This window comes from Acidimicrobiales bacterium (genome assembly GCA_035540975.1).
Taxonomy (GTDB): domain Bacteria; phylum Actinomycetota; class Acidimicrobiia; order Acidimicrobiales.
Window position 1 is genome coordinate 22,502 of the sequence record DATLFN010000055.1, and the last position, 18,709, is coordinate 41,210.

The 18,709-nt window shown below is 73.1% G+C and carries 12 protein-coding genes; 8 read left to right on the forward strand and 4 right to left on the reverse strand.

Features of this window, described 5'->3' with window-relative positions; all coding sequences use genetic code 11:
- Nucleotides 1–6 precede the first annotated feature (6 nt).
- Nucleotides 7–1,698: a hypothetical protein gene (locus VM242_06750; protein ID HVM04849.1), complete on the reverse strand. Its 1,692-nt coding sequence runs from the start codon at nucleotides 1,696–1,698 to the stop codon at nucleotides 7–9.
- Between the two features lie 220 nt (nucleotides 1,699–1,918).
- Here VM242_06750 and rpsA point away from each other — a divergent pair, with 220 nt between their 5' ends.
- The gene (rpsA, locus tag VM242_06755) at nucleotides 1,919–3,364 is read left to right on the forward strand and encodes a 30S ribosomal protein S1 (protein ID HVM04850.1); all 1,446 of its coding nucleotides are present in this window, start codon (nucleotides 1,919–1,921) and stop codon (nucleotides 3,362–3,364) included.
- Nucleotides 3,365–3,371: 7 nt separating this feature from the next.
- Nucleotides 3,372–3,995 (forward strand): dephospho-CoA kinase, encoded by a 624-nt coding sequence (gene coaE / locus VM242_06760; protein HVM04851.1) that lies wholly within the window; start codon nucleotides 3,372–3,374, stop codon nucleotides 3,993–3,995.
- A 12-nt stretch (nucleotides 3,996–4,007) separates the two neighbouring features.
- On the opposite strand, the gene VM242_06765 is transcribed toward coaE, so the two are convergent.
- Nucleotides 4,008–4,511 (reverse strand): hypothetical protein, encoded by a 504-nt coding sequence (locus tag VM242_06765; GenBank protein HVM04852.1) that lies wholly within the window; start codon nucleotides 4,509–4,511, stop codon nucleotides 4,008–4,010.
- A 3-nt stretch (nucleotides 4,512–4,514) separates the two neighbouring features.
- Nucleotides 4,515–4,934 carry a hypothetical protein gene (locus VM242_06770; GenBank protein HVM04853.1) on the reverse strand — a complete coding sequence of 140 codons (420 nt, stop codon included), beginning with the start codon at nucleotides 4,932–4,934 and terminating at the stop codon, nucleotides 4,515–4,517.
- Between the two features lie 177 nt (nucleotides 4,935–5,111).
- Between VM242_06770 and VM242_06775 the strand changes: the two genes are divergently transcribed.
- The gene (locus VM242_06775; protein HVM04854.1) at nucleotides 5,112–6,395 is read left to right on the forward strand and encodes a DUF222 domain-containing protein; all 1,284 of its coding nucleotides are present in this window, start codon (nucleotides 5,112–5,114) and stop codon (nucleotides 6,393–6,395) included.
- 620 nt (nucleotides 6,396–7,015) lie between these two features.
- On the opposite strand, the gene VM242_06780 is transcribed toward VM242_06775, so the two are convergent.
- Entirely contained in the window at nucleotides 7,016–12,280 is a 5,265-nt protein-coding gene (locus tag VM242_06780) for an LAGLIDADG family homing endonuclease (protein HVM04855.1), read from the reverse strand.
- Between the two features lie 485 nt (nucleotides 12,281–12,765).
- Here VM242_06780 and VM242_06785 point away from each other — a divergent pair, with 485 nt between their 5' ends.
- From VM242_06785 to VM242_06805, 5 genes are all read left to right on the forward strand, one after another.
- Nucleotides 12,766–14,568 (forward strand): S8 family serine peptidase, encoded by a 1,803-nt coding sequence (locus tag VM242_06785; GenBank protein ID HVM04856.1) that lies wholly within the window; start codon nucleotides 12,766–12,768, stop codon nucleotides 14,566–14,568.
- The gene (locus VM242_06790; GenBank protein ID HVM04857.1) at nucleotides 14,549–16,522 is read left to right on the forward strand and encodes a RiPP maturation radical SAM C-methyltransferase; all 1,974 of its coding nucleotides are present in this window, start codon (nucleotides 14,549–14,551) and stop codon (nucleotides 16,520–16,522) included. The genes VM242_06785 and VM242_06790 overlap by 20 nt, the downstream gene beginning before the upstream one ends.
- Nucleotides 16,523–16,531: 9 nt before the next feature.
- On the forward strand, nucleotides 16,532–16,921 hold the full coding sequence (locus tag VM242_06795; protein HVM04858.1) for a hypothetical protein: 390 nt from the start codon (nucleotides 16,532–16,534) through the stop codon (nucleotides 16,919–16,921).
- On the forward strand, nucleotides 16,918–17,601 hold the full coding sequence (locus VM242_06800; protein HVM04859.1) for a hypothetical protein: 684 nt from the start codon (nucleotides 16,918–16,920) through the stop codon (nucleotides 17,599–17,601). Before VM242_06795 ends, VM242_06800 begins: the two co-directional genes overlap by 4 nt.
- A gap of 132 nt (nucleotides 17,602–17,733) precedes the next feature.
- On the forward strand, nucleotides 17,734–18,708 hold the full coding sequence (locus VM242_06805; GenBank protein ID HVM04860.1) for an ABC transporter ATP-binding protein: 975 nt from the start codon (nucleotides 17,734–17,736) through the stop codon (nucleotides 18,706–18,708).
- Nucleotide 18,709 lies beyond the last annotated feature (1 nt).

The following is an 18,709-nucleotide window of genomic DNA, read 5'->3' on the forward strand; positions in this document are numbered from 1 at the left end:
CCGGAGTCACCCGAGCAGGGGCTTGAGCTCCTCGACGGAGTGGGCGAGGGCCCGCCGGAGCTCCTTGACCCCGACCGCGGCGCCCTCGTCCTGGAGGCGGAGGAGCCGGTCGGCGTCCAGCTTGGCCTTGCGGCCCGGGGCCTTCTCGAGCTGGGCCTTCACCTTGTCGGTGGCCTCGAACGTGGCCCGGACGAGGCCGCCGAGGACGGCGATCTCGAACAGCTCGAAGGGCGGGCACGACAGGCACGGGTCGCCGCCGGGGACCGGGATGCCCTTCTTCCAGAAGAGGTGGTTCTTGAGCCACGCCCAGATGTCGTCGTCGACCAGGGCGAGGCGGTCGAACACCCAGCTGGTGACCCAGCACGGGCCCAGGTACCGGGAGAGCTGGGCGTGGAGCGGCCGCCCCAGCTCGAAGACGCTGGCGCCCCGCTTGTACTCCTGGAAGCCGAGGTAGGAGAACTGGCTCTTGACCGCCTCGAAGACGATGCACCAGTCGCGCCGGCCCGGAGGCGCCAGCCACGTCGCCACGTTCAGGTAGTAGCGGCTGATCTTGTCCCAGTTGGCGCCGCCGGCCGCCTCGATGGCCGTGATGTTCTCGTCGAACCAGTGGTGCCAGGTGGTGTCGGTGACGACCCGCCCCACGTTGGCCTGGTGGCCGTCGTAGGCCGTCACCATGGCGAAGCGCTTCTTGGGCGACGGGCCCTTCTCCAGGTTGAACGGCGGGTTGGGCGTGGTGGTGCCGTGGGCGATCACCACGGGCGACGGCCGGTTGGCGCCGACCATCGGGTACTCGTCGCCCGACAGGGCGCCGAAGGCGTAGGTGGCGGTCAGGTCGATCTCGTCGTCCTCGTAGTTCCAGCCCTCGTGCGGGTGGTCGGGCATGACGTCGATGGGCCCGTGGGTCGGGTGGCACAGGATCGGGTGCGGCCGCTGGTTCACCTTGAAGATCGACACCTGCTGGGAGATCCACGGCACCCAGTCGATGGACTGGGGCTTGGAGTCCTCCTGGACGGAGAAGGGGATCTCGGCCCCGCCGCTGACCTGGGCGGGCGTGAAGGGCTGGTTGGTGTCGTGGCGCAGGGCGGTGTCGGCGTCGAACTCGCCGCCGATGGGCGGGACGCCCTGGGCGTTGGTCCACCGCCGCATGGAGCGGATGCGCGGGATGCGGTGGCACATGGAGGCGCCGAGGTAGTCGTGGTCGCCCATGGCGAGCAGCCCGCCCCGGCGCTCGTTCATCCAGCGGGTGAGGGCCTCGAGCTCGGCGTCGGACGCGGGCAGGGCGAGCGCCGAGGTGATGTTGGCGTCGGGACCGGCGTCGTTGCCGGGCTTGAAGCCGAAGCACCAGACCTCGTCGTAGCGGTTGAGCACGGGGGCGCCGCCGTCCTGGGAGTTGAACCGGAAGCCCTCGTAGCGGGGCTGGTTGGGCGCCGGGCTGGCGTTGACGGTGAAGGCCGCGTTGTTGCGGCGGGCCAGGTCGACGCGGAACGACGTGCAGCCGACGGTCGACTCCCGCAGGAGCCGGACGACGCGCCCGACGCCGAACGCGGAGGGGCCCTCGGTGAGCGAGATCTCGCTGTCGACGACGACGAGGATCCGCACGGTCGAGCGCAGGAAGAACGCCTCGTGCAGCTCGGCGATGGTCGGCACGTAGACGTCGGAGACGCCGCGGACGGCGGCGTCGCGGAGGTGGTCGGACATGGATGGGCCTCCCCGGGATCGATGTGGTCGCCCGGACGGGCATCGCGCCGGGCATCGGGGGAGAGCGCCACCGGGCCCGACTGATACATCCGCTTCGGCGGGGCCGGCGGGACCGGGGGGCGCCGAGCGGTTCCCGGCCGGGGCGGTAGTACCCTGGTCCGGACCACGCCCGGCGACGAGCGCTGGCCGTGGTCCGTCCGGAAAGAGAGCGACCGAGCGCATGTCCGACCAGCCCCAGCAGGACCCCACCGACGCCGCGCCCGCCGAGGGCGCCATGGGCAGCTTCGACGACGAGGGGAAGTACACGCCCAAGCAGATCACCCAGGACGACCTGGGTGAGATGTCGTTCGAGGACGCCATCGCCGGCACCATCGTGCTGTTCGAGGACGGCGACATCGTCAAGGGCACCGTCGTCAAGGTGGACAAGGACGAGGTGCTGCTGGACATCGGGTTCAAGTCCGAGGGCGTCATCCCCGCCCGCGAGCTGTCCATCCGCCACGACGTCGACCCGAGCGAGATCGTGTCGCTGGGCGAGGAGATCGAGGCCCTGGTCCTCCAGAAGGAGGACAAGGAGGGCCGCCTGGTCCTGTCCAAGAAGCGGGCCCAGTACGAGCGGGCGTGGGGGACGATCGAGCGCATCAAGGAGTCGGGCGGCGTCGTGTCCGGCCCCGTCATCGAGGTGGTCAAGGGCGGCCTGATCCTCGACATCGGCCTGCGGGGCTTCCTGCCCGCCTCCCTCGTGGAGCTGCGCCGGGTGCGGGACCTCCAGCCCTACGTCGGCAAGAGCCTCGAGGCCAAGATCATCGAGCTGGACAAGAACCGGAACAACGTGGTGCTGTCCCGGCGGGCGTGGCTGGAGGAGACCCAGAAGGAGCAGCGGGAGGAGTTCCTCGAGAACCTCAAGCCGGGCGAGGTGCGCAAGGGCGTGGTCTCGTCGGTCGTGAACTTCGGCGCCTTCGTCGACCTGGGCGGCATGGACGGACTGGTGCACGTGTCGGAGCTGTCGTGGAAGCACGTCGACCACCCGTCGTCAGTGGTGGCGGTGGGCGACGAGATCAGCGTCCAGGTGCTGGACGTCGACCTCGACAAGGAGCGCATCAGCCTGTCGCTCAAGGCCACCCAGCAGGACCCCTGGCAGGAGTTCGCCAACGCCCACCGGGTGGGGGAGCTGGTCTACGGTCGGGTCACCAAGCTGGTGCCTTTCGGCGCCTTCGTGCAGGTCGGCGAGGGCATCGAGGGCCTGGTGCACATCTCGGAGATGGCGGCCCACCACGTCGACCTGCCCGAGCAGGTGGTCACCCCCGGCGAGGAGCTGTGGGTGAAGATCATCGACATCGACCTCCAGCGCCGGCGCATCAGCCTGTCGATCAAGCAGGCGGCCGAGGGCGGCGAGGTGGCGGCCGAGTACCGGGAGCACTTCGGCGAGCACGCCTACGACGAGCAGGGCAACTACATCGGCGCCGTGGAGTTCGAGCCGGAGACCGAGGCGCAGGCGGCGTGGGCCGACTACGCCGCCCAGCTCAGCGCGGCCGAGGAGGCCGCCGGGACCGGCTTCGGCGGCGCCGCCAGGGCGGAGGACGAGCCTGCCGACGGCGCCGACCCCGTCGCTGCCCCTGCTGATCCCGTCGCCGCCGACGCCGGCGAGGACGCCCCCGGCGGCTCGTAGCCGTCCGGTGCTGGTCGTCGGGCTCACCGGCGGCATCGGGTCCGGGAAGTCCACCGTCGCCGACCTCCTGGCCGAGCGGGGCGCCGCCACCGTCGACGCCGACGCCCTCGCCCGGGCCGCGGTGGAGCCGGACGGACCCGCCTACCCGGCGGTGGTGGAGCGGTTCGGCCCCGGCGTGGTCGGCGAGGGCGGGCGGCTCGACCGGGCCGCCCTGGCCGCCGTCGTGTTCGCCGACCCGGCCGCCCGCCGGGACCTGGAGGCCATCGTCCACCCGGCCGTGCGGGCGGGCGTGGCGTCGCGGGTGGCGGCGCTTGCGGCGTCGGGCGGCGCTGGCCGGGTCGTCGTGGTGGAGATCCCGCTGCTGGTCGAGTCGCCGGCGTCCCGGGCCGGCCTGGCGTCGGTGATCGTGGTCGACTGCCCCGAGGACGTGGCCGTGGCCCGCCTGGTGGCGCAGCGGGGCATGCCCGAGGCCGACGCCCGGGCCCGCGTCGCCGCCCAGACGTCACGGGAGGAGAGGCTGGCGCTGGCGGGGTTCGTGGTGGACAACTCGGGGACGATCGAGGACCTGCGGGCCGGGGTCGACCGCTGCTGGGCGTGGCTGGAAGGGTTGCGGGCCGGCTCCCCGGGGTGACGGGCGGGGGAGTCAGTCGCTCCCGAACAGCTCCTCGACGAAGAAGCGGGCGGCGACGTCGAGGCGGTCGCCCATCCGCTGCTCGGCCACGGCGAGCACCTGGGCTGCCGTCGACAGGCCGAGGTGGCGGGCCAGGAGGCGGACGTCGTCCTCGTCCTCGCCGATCCGGTGGGCGAGGACCTTCAGGGCGAGGGGCATCTCCGGCGGGGCGACCATGCACCGCAGGCCGGGGACGTCGAGGACCGGGGCGGCGAGTGGGTCGTCGCCGGCCAGGAAGCCCTTGACGGCGTCGTTGAGCCACCCGGCGGGCAGTCCGAGTTGGGCGGCGACTTCCCCAGCCGCCCGGTAGACCGCCGTCTTCGGCTCGAAGACGGCGTCGACGTCGCGGGTCGAGCGTCGTTCGGCGAAGGCCAGGGCGATGGCGGCGCCCCCGACGACGTACATGTCGCCCGTCAGGCCCTGGGCGTGGAGGCGACGCCCGAGGGCGGTCAGGGCGGCGATGTCGTCCCGGTCCACCGCTCAGCACCGCTCCAGCGAGCGACGCGGGACGAAGACGCCCCGTCGCCGGAAGGCGGCCGGCGCCTCTGCGAGGGCGGCGGCCCGGAAGCCCTTCACCGTGCTCACGAACCAGAACCGGTCCAGGAAGCGGTCGGGCTCGCACCCCCACGCCGGTCGATCGACGCCGGCGGTGGCGGCCAGGTGCTCGGCCAGCGCACCGAGGAAGGCGTCGTGGCGAGGGTCGCCGGTCGGCGGCGGGCGCTCGGCGAGGGCGCGGGCCCGTTGTCCGTCGGTCTGGAGCAGCGAGAACTCGTCGAGCAGCTCGCGAACCGCGGGCAGGAACGCCTCGCCGGCCACGGCGCGTCGCGCCACGCCCGCCGACGTCTGGGTGAACGCGCCGTCGGGCGGCGGGTGCTCGGCCAACCAGTCCCGCAAGGTCATACCGCCGACGGTAGGCGAGCGCGAGCCGCTCGGGCCGTGATCCCCGTACGGGCCCTGGGGTCCATGTGGGGATCTGATGCCGGCGATGTCGGGGCCTCACGTCAACGTCAAGGAAGGGAGCCATCATTTCGGCAAATACCGGTGGCGGATCGAACACATGTTTGGTACAATGGCGGCATGGGAATCGGGCTGGTCGACCCGCCGGGCGGGAGCCCCCGCGTCGTGTGCGACGGGCCCGAGGAGCGCCTGTCGGCGGCCATGGGCCTGGTCAACGCGGCCACGGCCGAGCTGGTGGCCGCCATCGCCGACGCCCTGGAGGGGGGCGGGTGGGAGGGCGACGGCATCTGCTCGCCCGAGCAGTGGGTGGCCCTGCGCTGCGGGGTGAGCTCGGCCCGGGCCCGGCGCCTGGTGTCCCTCGCCCGGGCCCTGGCCGATCTGCCGGTGGCAGCCGCCGCCTTCGCCGAGGGGTCGCTGAGCGAGGACCAGGCGGGTGTGGTCTGCCGCCACGTCGATCCCGCCCACGACGCCGAGGTCACCGAGCTGGCCCGGCGCTGCACCGTCGGCCAGCTGCGGCGCATCCTGCCCACCGTGGTGCCGGCCGAGCCGGCTCCGGATCCGGTGCCCGACCGGGAGCCGGTGGCCGGCGAGGAGGGCGACGCCGGATCCGACGCGGGCGACACGCCCGGTCGGCGCGAGGTGTCGTTCCACAACGGCGAGGACGGACGGTGGTGCGCCCGCGTCCTGCTGCCCCCCGACGAGGGGGCGGTGGTGCAAAAGGCGCTGGAGGCGTCGCGTGACTTCCTGTTCCGCCACGGCGGCGCCGACACGGTGGGATGGGCCGACGCCCTGGTGCATCTGGCCGAGGCCGCCCTGTCGAACATCGAAGGAACGGGGCGGCTGCCCGCCGACCGCTTCCAGGTCATCCTCCACGCCAACGCCGAGGATCCCGAGCGGGCCCGCCTCCACCTGGGACCGGTGCTGGCGGCGTCGCTGCGCGACTACCTCACCTGCGACGCCACCACCCGGGTGGTGGCGGAGCGCAACGGCACCCCGGTGCACGTGTTCGCCCGCCGGCGCACGGTGGACGACCGGCTGCGGGCGCTGATCGAGCACCGCGACGGCGGCTGCCGGGTACCCGGGTGCGGGCGGCGCCGCTGGCTGCACGTCCACCACCTGGTCCACCACGAGGACGGCGGGCTCACGGTGCCCGAGAACCTGTGCTGCCTGTGTCCCGCCCACCACCGCCTGCACCACCAGGGCCGGCTGGGCATCGACGGCGACCCCACCACTCCCGACGGCCTGGTGTTCACCGACCACCGGGGGCGGCCCCTGCGAGGTCCCAGCCCCCGCGCGCCCGGAGCCCCACCGCCGGAGGCCGCCGCCGGCCTCGGCCTGCCCCCGCCCCGGTGGGACCCGCCGCTGGGCGAGACGCTCGACCCCAAGTGGATCACCTGGAGCTGAGCGGCTGCGCCGCGGGGCGGCCGCTCGGTGGTGGCCTGCCGGGCTGTCCGGGGTGATTGGTCTGGCGACGCGCGGCACGTGTCGACCGTCGAGGGAGGGGGCGTGTCGCCCATCCGCGAACGCCCGGACGTCGCCGGGACCCCGAAGGAGGTGCGATCCGCGTCGACCGGCGCTGGCCTGGGCCGCGCCTGGTCACCGTGACTGGCCCGTCGTACAGCGCCTCAAGGACGGTCGTCGCAAGAATGTCGAGTTCGAGCAGGGGCGGCCTGGCGACAGTAGGAACTCGACGAGGGCGAGCCGTTCGACGACAGAGCTGTCACCCCCCGGCACGCTGTTCGCGTGCGCCTTGGAGACCTCGATCGCCGTCGTGCTTGCTCCCTTGTCGCGTGGCTGGTTCGCCGTAGCGACGGTCCCGTCCCCGTCTGGACGCGCAACCACGGCGCCATGTGAGGCGCGGCTACCGGTTCGACTAGCGAACCAGGACGGCCCGGGGAGACCCCGGGGCCGTCTTGGTGTGGATTGCTACAGGTTCGTCACCGTTCACGAACCGGGCTGTCACCAACCGCGAAGCGGGGTCTCGCTTTCCGCGAATTCGGAGTGTCACCTGGCGCGAGTTCTCACTACGAGCAGCCGCTGGTGCTCCCGCACGAGGGGCAGGCGTGGCAGCTGCCGGCCCGGACCATCTGCACGCCGCAGGTCATGCAGAAGGGGGCGTCGCTGTGGGCGGCCGGCGGGGCGATGCGGGGAGCGTCGACCACCGGCTCGTCCCGGGTGGCCGTCTCCTCCACGCCGGGCAGGGTGGGCTGGGTGCGCTCGGACGTGGTGAGGATCCCGAGCTCGGCCCGCTCCTCCACGGGCAGGTAGTCGACGGCCAGCCGGCGGAAGATGTAGTCCACCAGTGACGAGGCGATGCGCAGGTCGGGGTCGTCGGTCATGCCGGCCGGCTCGAAGCGCATGTTCGTGTACTTCTGGACGTAGGTCTTCAGCGGCACGCCGTGCTGGAGCCCGAGCGACACCGAGATGGAGAAGGCGTCCATCACCCCGGCAAGGGTCGACCCCTGCTTGGACACCTTCATGAACACCTCGCCCGGGCGCCCGTCGTCGTACTCGCCCACGGTGACGTAGCCCTCGCAGTCGGCCACCCGGAAGGCGAACGTGTACGAGCGGCGCCGCCGCGGCAGCCGCTCCCGGATGGGCTGCTTCACGACCACCGTCTGGCGGTTCAACGCCTTCTCCAGCTCGGCGACCTTCACGGCCAGCTCCTGGTCGTGGGCCTGCGCCTCCGACTTGGGGGCGTCCTTCTTCACGCTCGACAGGGGCTGGGCCACCTTGCAGTTGTCCCGGTAGACGGCCAGCGCCTTGACACCCATGCGCCAGGCATCGATGTGCAGCTGCTCCAGCTCCTCGACCGTGGCCGACTCGGGCAGGTTCACCGTCTTGGAGATGGCGCCCGAGATGAATGGCTGGACGGCCGCCATCATGCGCACGTGGCCGGTGTGGTGGATGGTGTTGTCGCCCATCGAGCAGGCGAACACCGACAGGTGGTCGGCCGACAGGTGCGGCGCACCGAGGGCCGACTTGTTGGCGTCGATGTGGGCGACGATGTCGCCCACCTGCTCGTCGGTGTAGCCGAGGCGGCGGAGGGCCCGGGGGACCGTCTGGTTGACGATCTGCATGGTGCCGCCGCCCACCAGCTTCTTCGACTTGACGAGGCCGAGGTCGGGCTCGATGCCGGTGGTGTCGCAGTCCATCAGCAGGCCGATGGTGTTGTGGCTCACGAACCCGTTGGCCAGGTAGGTGAGGTTGTCGGGCACGGACAGGTCGTACGTGAGCTCCTCGTCACCCAGGGCGACCGAGGCGACCCGGTCGTAGAAGAAGCGCAGCAGGCGACCGAGCTCGGGGTCGCCGGTGCGCTCGTACAGCTGCGTGGCGATCCGGCGCGACACCCGTCCCCGGGCAACCTCCATGAGCAGCAGGCGGCGCAGCCGGTCGTTCCCGGGCGCCAGGCGGTCGACCAGCTCGCGGGTGAGCGGGACGTGGTCGTGGCGCCCGCTCTGGGCGGTGTCGACGGCCAGGAGCAGGCCCGTCTTCCGGCTCCCCATGAAGCCGATCTGCTCGAGCCAGCCGGTCGAGGAGCTCAGGTTCAGCAGCCCGACTGCGGCGAGGGGTGCGGTCCCCCACCCGGTGCGCTTGTCGTCCACCTTGCGGGTTGTGGGGAAGCCGAGGGCGAGCAGCAACGACTGGACGTCCCGGGAGAAGCCCATCGACGTGGTGCTCCACACCGGGTACCCGTTCGTGACGGTGCCGTCCGCCTCGAACAGGCCCCGCAGGAAGGCGGCATACACCTCGCGGTCGTTGGCGTGGAGGACGGCGTCGGGGATGTGCGGGACGTGGCCCTTGCCCTGGTGCCCCTCGGACGGCAGGCGCTTGGCGAACCCGCACGCCTCCCACCACAGCACGACGCGCACGGAGTCGATGCGGACCTCGGTGTACCCCTGCTTCGGGGCGACCGCCGCCGGGAGGCCGAACACCTCCTTGGCGAGCTGGCGGAGCCGCTCGACGACGTCGAAGTCGCCGTCGGTGACGCAGAAGCGCAGGCCCCGGGCGTGCAGCGACCCGTCGCCCATGAAGTAGCCGACCAGCTCCGCCAGCTCCGCCGTCATCCGGCGGGGCGCCGACGCCGCGTGCTCACCCGTCCAGTACGCCTCCGGCAGTGGGGGCAGCGGGACGACCTGCGGCTCCCCCACCAGCTGGTCGAGGCCGAGGGGGACGAGGTCGCCCTCGGCGATGTCGGCCAACCGCTTCCAGTCCCACGTCCCCGTCTGCGGATCGACGACCTTGACGCGGTGCTGCGGCGTGCCCTGGATGCGGTAGCCCCGGCCCGTCTCGACGGTGACCACCGGCTCGAGGCCGTTGACGTAGAACCGGCTGGTCTGCCGCGGCCCCTCGTCGGTCTGGACGGTGACGTCGAGGTCCTGCCACTTCGCACCCTCGACGTCGCCGAGCGACCGGAGGCGGACGAGGCCGCGCGACGTGGCGACCAGGCTGCCCCCCACCAGGCAGCCCGTGGGAGCGAGGACGCTGGCCTGGGAGTTGCGCACGCCGTAGACGTCGCCCAGGTCGACGGCCGCGTCCCACTCCTCCTGGGCCGCCGACAACAGCTCGGGGGGGACCTTCTCCTCGTCGATCTTCGCCACCTCGTCGCGGTGCATGCGCAGCACGCGCCGCATGTGGTCGGCGTTCTCGTGGAACCCGGCGAACGGCCCCATGCGGGCTGCGATGCGGGCCGACGTGGCGTAGGCCCCGCCGGTGAGCAGCGCGGTGATGGCGGCCGCCCACGCCCGGCCCTCGTCCGAGTCGTAGGCCATCCCCTCGGCCATCAGCAGGGCGCCCAGGTTGGCGTAGCCGATGCCCAGCTGGCGGAACCGCCGCGAGGTCTCGGCGATCTTCTCGGTGGGATAGTCGGCGTTGCCCACCAGGATCTCCTGGGCCGTGAACACCACGGCCGTGGCGGCCCGGAACCCGTCGACGTCGAACGTGCCGTCGGGGTCGAGGAACCGGAGGAGGTTGAGGCTGGCCAGGTTGCAGGCTGAGTTGTCGAGGTGCATGTACTCGCTGCAGTTGCGGACTACGAGACCGTTCACGACGTACGAGTGGTTCCGCGGCTCGCTGAGGTTGTAGGTCAGCTCGACCCCCTCGTCGGTCCGCTCGACCAACCGGGCCGCCGTGTCGACGGCGTAGAACCCGCGCACGCGGTCGGTGCAGACGCTCGCCAGCGAGGCGGACTTCGGAGAGAGGGAGAACCCGATGTGGGCGGCGAACCGCTCGATCGAGCGACTGGTGATGCGCAGGTCCCAGCTCGGCGAACGGCCGTAGGTGACGTCCGTCCCGTCCTTGCGCGTGTACGGCAGGTGCCCGGTCTCGGAGCCGGGGTGGACGGCGTAGATGCGGCTCGCCACGCCGAACGTGACGAGCAGGCGCTGGACGTCCACCAGCAGCTCCCGGGACGTCGACCCGAGCCCGACGTAGCTCCCCTTCCCGGCGTCGACCCGTACGCAGCCGTCGGCGTCGAACAAGCCGCGCAGGAACGACGCCGTCACATCCGGCGGAGCCTGCTGCACCGACCACGGCACGCGCTTGTGGGGACCGGCCACGCTGGCGACGCCCAGTGCCTCGAGGAAGCGCTTGAACGGCCGCCGGGAGAGCCGCAGCTGGGCGGTGCCGTTCTCCTGCTCGGAGACCTTGAGCGGCCGGTCGCCGTTGACCCAGTGGAGCAGGTCCTGGTGCGCCGGCAGGATCTCCACGCGGTCGTCGGTGGACCCGTACACGGTGACCGCGCTGGCGCCGGTGGTGCACCCGTCGCCCACCAGCCAGCCGAGGTAGTGGGCGAACTCCGACGACCACTGCTCGGGGAGGCGCAGGAGGTCGGTGTGCTCACCCTTGCCGCGGTAGTCGTCGACGTCGGTGGGCACGGGCAGGGCACGGTCGGCGTTCACGGCGGGCGCCGGCAGGTCCAGCACGTGGACGGCGTCGTCGGGCGTGAGCTCGGAGGCCTCGACGTAGCCCCGGTTGGTCGTGAACAGGCGGTGCGCCGGCGTGCAGCGCACCTCCATGCCGTTGTCGAAGCGAAGGCGGACGACGGGGTTGAGCCCGGTGATCATCAGCGCGTCGGGCGTGGTGAGCGCCAGGCGCGACGCCGGGGCGTCGGGGTTGGTGACGTCGTGCGTGTAGACGGCGAACTGCTCGCCGGCGTTGACCCGGCCGAACAGCTCTCGGAACGCGACCAGGCCCTTGTCGGTGTGGACGAGCGAGTCGCCGGTGAAGCACGGGTTGCTGCCGTTGATGCGGCCGGTGTTGGCGGCCGTGTGCCAGCGGTTGATGGTGGTGTCGAACTGCATGCCGGGGTCGGCGCACTCCCACGTGGCCTGGGCGATCTGGCGCATGAGGTCGCGGGCCCGGACCGTGTGCACGACCTCACCGGTGGTGCGCGACGTCAGCTCCCACGCGGCGTCGTCCACCACGGCCTGCATGAACTCGTCGGTGACCCGCACCGAGTTGTTGGCGTTCTGGTACTGGATCGAGTGGCTGTCCCGCCCGTCGAGGTCCATGTCGAACCCGGCGTCGCGCAGGGCGCGGGCCTTGCGCTCCTCGATGGCCTTGCACCAGATGAACTCCTCGATGTCGGGGTGGTCGACGTCGAGGATCACCATCTTGGCGGCCCGGCGGGTGACGCCTCCGCTCTTGATCGTGCCCGCCGACGCGTCGGCGCCGCGCATGAAGCTCACCGGGCCCGACGCGGTGCCGCCCCCCTTGAGGCGCTCCTTGGACGACCGGATCCTCGAGAGGTTGACCCCGGCGCCCGACCCGCCCTTGAAGATGACGCCCTCCTCGACGTACCAGTTGAGGATCTCGTCCATGGTGTCGCCGACGGCGAGGATGAAGCACGCCGACGCCTGGGCGGGCCGGCCGGCGACGCCGATGTTGAACCACACCGGCGAGTTGAAGGCGGCCTTCTGGTTGACGACGAGGTGCTTCAGCTCGGCGTTGAACGCCTCCGCCTCGGCCCGGTCCAGGAAGTAGCCGTCCTTCACGCCCCACCCGGTGATGGTGTCGGCCACCCGGTCGATCACCTGGCGCAGCGACGACTCCCGCTCGGGCGTGCCCGGGTTCCCGCGGAAGTACTTCTGGGCCAGGATGTTCGTGGCGTTCACGCTCCACGTGGACGGCACCTCGACGCCCAGCTGCTCGAACGCCACCGAGCCGTCCAGGTAGTTGGTGATGCGGGCGTCCCTGCGCTCCCACGTCACCTCGTCGTAGGGGTGGGTCCCCTCCGTGGTGAAGTGGCGGCGGATGCCGATTCCCATGCGCTCGGGCGCCATGGCCATGGGGTGAGCCTCCTGTCTTCGGTAGGGTCGCAGCCGCCCGGTCGACGGCCTGCCCACCCGCCGTTCCCTCCCAGGGACACAACATGTTGTGGTCAGCGGCGGCGGGGCTACGAGATGCGGTAGCCATTACAGCACTGGAATTACAACCGTGTCAACGGCCCAGGCCGCGCGAAACCCCAGGTGAGAGGCGAGTTGGGCAAATCCACAGCGGAGTCACAGGCCGTGGCGCCCCTGGCGCTCCGCCCGCCCCGTCGACGACGGGCACCCGAGGGGCCGGTCGGCGACCCGGGGCGCACGTCGAGGTGCCGGGGGTGGCGCTCCACCAGGGCGGGGCCACGCCGCCGCCGGGGGCGGGAGACGCCACAAGGCCAACCCAGCGGACACTCCCCGAACCTGCCGACGAACCGGTTGACTTGACCGCCCTCGTGCGGCAAGTTGGCACCGACTCCGGGACCACGCCGGGGCACGAGGGGGAGGAGGCGCCCATGGCGCAGCCCAAGAAGTCGTCCGGCGCGTCCGCGTCCGCGGGCGGCCGCAAGCGCCGGCCGTCGAAGCGGTCGGCACCGTCGCCGTCGGCGGGGCCGGAGCGGGCCCCCGCCGTCCTGTACGCCCAGGCGTCGCCTCGCTCGGTCGGGGGCGTGTCGCTGTTCGACTACGCGCAGCCCGTCACCCAGGAGGTGGTGCCGGCGTTCGCCTCCGAGGAGGCGATGACGGCCAGTGCCGTCACCCGCCTGCGCGCCGCCGGGTTCGACGTGCTCCAGGTGTCGCCGCTCACCATCAACATCGCCGGCCCGCCGGCGCTCTACGAGCAGGTGTTCGCGACCAGCCTGGTGACCGAGGAGCGCCCGGTCGTGAAGGCGGAAGGCCGGGAGGACACCGCCACCTTCTACGACAGCACGGACACCGAGATGCGGGGGCTCATCGACCCGTCGCGCAGCGCCCTGGCCGACGTGCTGGAGGGCGTGGCCATCGAGGAGCCCGTCTACTTCCACGCCCCCAACGCCCTGGCGCCGCTGAAGAGCTACCACCACCTCCGGGTGCCGGGCGACGTGTCGCTCGGCTGCAACGCCGACAAGGCGCACCGGGGCGGGACCACCGGAAGGAACATCAAGGTCGTCATGGTGGACTCGGGCTGGGAGCCGCACCCGTACTTCGTACAGCGCGGCTACCGGTTCTCGCCCACCATCCTCGGCCCGGCCGCCGCCAACGCCGGCGTGGACGAGAACGGCCACGGCACCGGCGAGTCGGCCAACGCCTTCGCCACCGCGCCCGACATCGACTTCACCATGGTGAAGATCAACTTCGTCAACAGCACCGGCGCGTTCAACGCGGCCGTCGCCCTCAACCCCCACGTCATCAGCTGCAGCTGGGGCTCGAGCGTGATGAACGGCCCGCTCAGCGCGGCCAACCAGGCCCTGGCGGCGGCGGTGGCGGCCGCCGTGGCGTCGGGGATCGTCGTGGTGTTCTCGGCCGGCAACGGCGGCTTCGGCTTCCCCGGCCAGCACCCCGACGTGGTGTCCGCCGGAGGCGCCTTCATGAACCTCGACGGCAGCGTCCGGGCCACCCAGTACACCAGCGGGTTCGCCAGCAACGTCTACCCGGGCCGCAACGTGCCCGACCTGTCCGGGCTGGTGGGCGACCCGCCGGGCGCCGCCTACATCATGCTCCCCATCCCCGCCGGCTGCCAGATCGACGTCGGCCGGGCGGGCGGCACCCACCCCAACGGCGACGAGACGGCGAACAACGACGGCTGGGGCGCGTTCAGCGGGACGTCGGCCGCCGCCCCCCAGATCGCGGGAGTGGTGGCGCTCATGCGCCAGGCCTGCCCCGCGCTCACGCCGGCGGCCATCCGCCAGATCCTGATGGCGACGGCACGCGACGTCACCAGCGGCACCAACGCCATGGGGAACGCGGCGACGGCCGGCTACGACATCGCCACCGGCGCCGGGCTGGTGGACGCCAACAAGGCGGTGCTCAGCGCCAAGATCCGCTGCCTCGGTCCCATCCGCCCCATCCGCCCGGTGGAGCCCATCGTCCCCATCCAGCCCATCCGGCCGGTGCAGCCGGTGGTCCCCGTCCAGCCCATCCGGCCGGTGGAGCCCATCCGGCCGGTGGAGCCCGTCCGCCCCATCGAGCCCATCCGGCCCGTCGAGCCCATCATCCTGCCCGGCCCCGAAGGCCCGGTCGGCCCCGCCGAGTCGGCCGCCGGCGGGCCCGCCCTGTCGGCTGAGGACGTGGCCGAGCTCGAGCGCATGATCGTCGAGTCGGGTGAGGACCTCGGGCTGTGACCCGGCGACCGTCGTAGCGGCGGAGCCGGGCCGCTCGGGCGGCGGGGCGGCGGCACCCCGCCGCCCGAGGGTGCTGCTGGTCAGCATGCCGTTCGGGGCCCTGGAGCGCCCCAGCCTCGGGCTCGGGCTCCTCGCCGCCCTCCTCGCCCGCGACGGCGTGGCGTGCGACACCCGCTACCTGGGGTTCACCTTCGCCGAGTTCACCGGCGTGGACGACTACCTGTGGGCCGCCGGGGAGCTGCCGTACACGGCCTTCGCCGGCGACTGGGCGTTCACCCGCTCGCTCTACGGCGACCGCCCGGGTGCCGACGGCGCCTACGTCGACGAGGTGCTGCGCCGGGAGTGGCGGCTCGGCGCCGAGGAGGTCCGCCGGATCCTGCGGGTGCGCGCCTACTGCGAGCCGTTCCTCGACCACTGCCTGCGGGCCGTCCCGTGGGACCGCTACGACGTCGTCGGCTTCACCTCGACGTTCGAGCAGAACATCGCGTCCCTCGCCCTCGCCCGCCGGGTCAAGGAGGCGCACCCGCGGTGCACCGTCGTGTTCGGCGGGGCCAACTGGGAGGGACCGATGGGCGAGGAGCTCCACCGCCGGTTCCCGTTCGTCGACGTCGTGTGCTCGGGCGAGTCGGACGAGTCCTTCCCTGCCCTCGTCCGGGCCCTCGGCGCCGGCCGCCACAACCTGGCGAGCGTGCCCGGCGTCGTGTGGCGCGACGGCGGCGGCGCCACCCGGGCCAACGGCCCGGCCCGGCCCGTCGAGGACCTCGACGGCCTGCCCGTCCCCGACTTCGACCCCTTCTTCCGCGGCCTGGAGGCGAGCCCGGCGGGCGCCTCGCTGGCGCCGTCGCTGCTCGTCGAGACGGCCCGCGGGTGCTGGTGGGGAGCCAGGTCGCACTGCACGTTCTGCGGCCTGAACGGCGGCTCGATGGCGTTCCGCAGCAAGAGCGCCCACCGGGCGCTGGCCGAGATCCGGGAGCTGTCGGAGAGGCACGGCATCGGCCGGCTGAACGTCACCGACAACATCCTCGACATGCGGTACTTCCGGACCCTGCTGCCCATGCTCGCCGCCGAGGGGCTTGCCGTGCGGCTGTTCTACGAGGTGAAGGCCAACCTCAGCCACGCCCAGGTCCGGGGCCTGGCGGCGGCCGGCGTGGAGGAGATCCAGCCCGGCATCGAGAGCATGAGCGACCACGTCCTCGACCTGATGCGCAAGGGCACCACCGCCCTCCGCAACCTCCAGCTCCTCAAGTGGTGCCGCGAGTTCGGCATCCGGGCCGACTGGAACCTCCTCTACGGGTTCCCCGGCGAGACGGCGGCGGACTACGAGGCGATGGTGCGGCTGCTCCGGAGCGTCACCTTCCTCGACCCGCCCACGGCCTACGGCCCCGTCCGCCTGGACCGCTTCAGCCCCTTCTCGGAGGACCCGGCGGCGTTCGGCATGGTGAACGTCCGACCCATGAAGCCGTACCGGCACCTCTACCCGTTCCCGCCCGACGCGCTGGCCCGGGTCGCCTACTACTTCGAGTTCGACTACGAGGACGGACGCGACGCCGCCTCCTACGCCGCCCCGGCGGTGGAGTTCGTGCGGGGCTGGATGGCCGACGGCCGCCGGGGCGACCTGTGGGTGTTCCCAGACGGCGACGGTGGCGTCGTGGTCGACGACCGCCGGCCCGGATCGGAGGGCACGACCCGGCTGTCGGGGTGGCGGGCCGCCGTGTTCGAGGCATGCGACCGGGCCCAGCCCCTGGGCGACGTCGCCCGCCTCGCCTCCGGCCTCGGCGCCGGCACCGCCGAGCTGGCCGCGTTCCTCGGGACGTGCGCGCGGCGCCGGCTGCTCCTCGTCCGGGGCGGCTCGTGCCTGGCCCTGCCCGTCCACCGCCCGGCCCGGGTCGACGCGGCCGGCCGTCCCCGCCGGCTGCGCTCCATCCCCGTGCTGGCCGCCGGCGCCGCCCCCTAGGATCGATCCGTGGCGGGCACCGACGTCGTCTCCGCACTCGTCGTCCTGCGCCCGGCGGGCGGCCGCCCGCTGGACGGCAGCGAGCAGATCACCGCCGCCACCCTCGACCGGTTCACCGCCGACCCCGACGACGTCGAGCGGGTCCGCGCCTGGTTCGGCCGCCGGGGGTTCGACACCTCGCCCGCCGGCCCGCTGGGCCTGTCGATCACCGGTCCCGTCGACCTGTTCGAGGAGCGGTTCCGGACCACCTTGCACATGGAGCGGGCGGCGGCGGGCATGGCGGTGACGTGCGACGAGGGCGCCGAGCTGCCCCTCCGGCGCCTGCCCCGGACCATCCGCTCGTGCGTGCAGGCGGTGGCGTTCGAGGCCCCGCCCGACTTCGGCCCGGGCAACCCGTGACCACCACCGTGCCGGCGCCGAGCCGGGCGGCGCAGCTGGCTGGCTCGCCCCTCGTGCGAGCGGGCGGCTGGCGGGTGGAGCGGCTCCTCACCGGCCCCGCCCTGGCCGCCCTGGCCGCCGAGTCGCAGGCCTGCCATGGCCACGCCACCGAGTCCGTCGTCGCCGAGCCGCACGACGACGACCCGAGGCGGGGCCACCCCGACCGCCGCCTGGAGTCGGCACCGGGCGGGCCGGTGCTGCGGGCCCTGTACGCGTCGCCCGTGCTGCACGGCCTCCTGGCCCGGCTCACCGGCGCGGCGTGGGAGCCGTCCGGGCTCCAGGCGACGTACTCGTACTACCGGGCGCCCGGCCACTACCTCGGCCTGCACCGGGACGTGGACGTGTGCGACCTGGCCGTCATCGCCTGCGTGGCCGACGATGGGCCCGGCGCCCGGGTGGGCCTCGGCGACGACGGCCCGACCGGCGGCGGCGCCGCCTCCGGCGTCCTGCACGTCTACCCCGGGCGCGCCGGCGAGGCGCTGGCCGCCATCCGCGCCGACCGCCGCGGTGGCTTGGCCGTCCCGGTGGTCCCCGGCGAGGCGGTCGTCCTCCTCGGCGGCGTCGTGCCCCACGAGGTCTGGCCCGTGGCGCCCGGGCGCCGCCGCGTCGTGGCGCCGCTGTGCTTCCGCCCCGCCCGCTGACCGGCACCCTCCGGCGGCGCCTCCACGCCGAGGCCGGAATTCCGGGCGACCCGGGGGACGCGCGCCAATAGTGTCTGCCGGCGGTGCGAGAGGCGTCCCCGACGGCCTCGCCGAGCGACAGGAGACAACCGGTTGGCAGCGACGGACGCCGGCTCGAGCAGCCCGCGGTGGGCCGTCGAGGTCGACGGCGTCGGGCGGGTCTTCTCGGCCAAGGGCCGCCCCGACGTGGTGGCGCTGACGGACGTCTCCCTCCGGGTGCGCACCGGGGAGGTGCACGGCCTCCTGGGGCCGAACGGGGCCGGCAAGACGACCCTGGTCAAGATCCTCTCGACCGTCCTCCTGCCGACGTCGGGGACGGCCCGCATCCTGGGCCACGACGTGGTGGCGGAGACGGCGGCGGTCCGCCCCCTGCTCGGGATCGTGCTGGGCGGCGACCGCGGCCTCTACGACCGCCTCACCGCCCGCCAGAACCTGGCGTACTGGGCCGCCCTCTACCGGCTGCCGGCGAAGCGGGCGGGCCGGCGGGTGGACGAGCTGCTCGAGCGGGTGGGGCTGGCCGACCGGGCCGACGACCGGGTCCAGACGTTCTCGCGGGGCATGCGCCAGCGCCTCCACCTGGCCCGGGGGCTGGTGAACGACCCGCCCGTGCTGTTCCTCGACGAGCCCTCGACGGGCATGGACCCGGTGGCCGCCCGCGAGTTCCGCGCCATGGTCCACGAGCTGTCCACCGAGGACCGGGCCATCTTCCTCACCACCCACGACATGGGCGAGGCCGAGGCGGTGTGCGACCGGGTGACGCTCATCGACCGGGGCCGCGTGCTCGCCACCGAGTCGCCCGCCGCCCTGTCCCGGCTGCTCTCCCGCTACGAGCGGGTCGAGTGCTCCGGCGCCGGGGACTCGGTCATCGAGGAGGTCGCCTCGATCGAAGGGGTCGAACGCGTCTCCGTCGAGGGCGGCACCGCCCGCATCGACGTCACCAGCGAGGCGGCCGTCGGGGAGGTCATGCGCTGGCTGGTGGCGGCCGGCGTCACCTCCCTGCGGGTGACGCGGCCCAGCCTCGAAGAGGTCTACCTGGGCCTGGTGGGCGACCGCGGCATGGAGGTGTGAC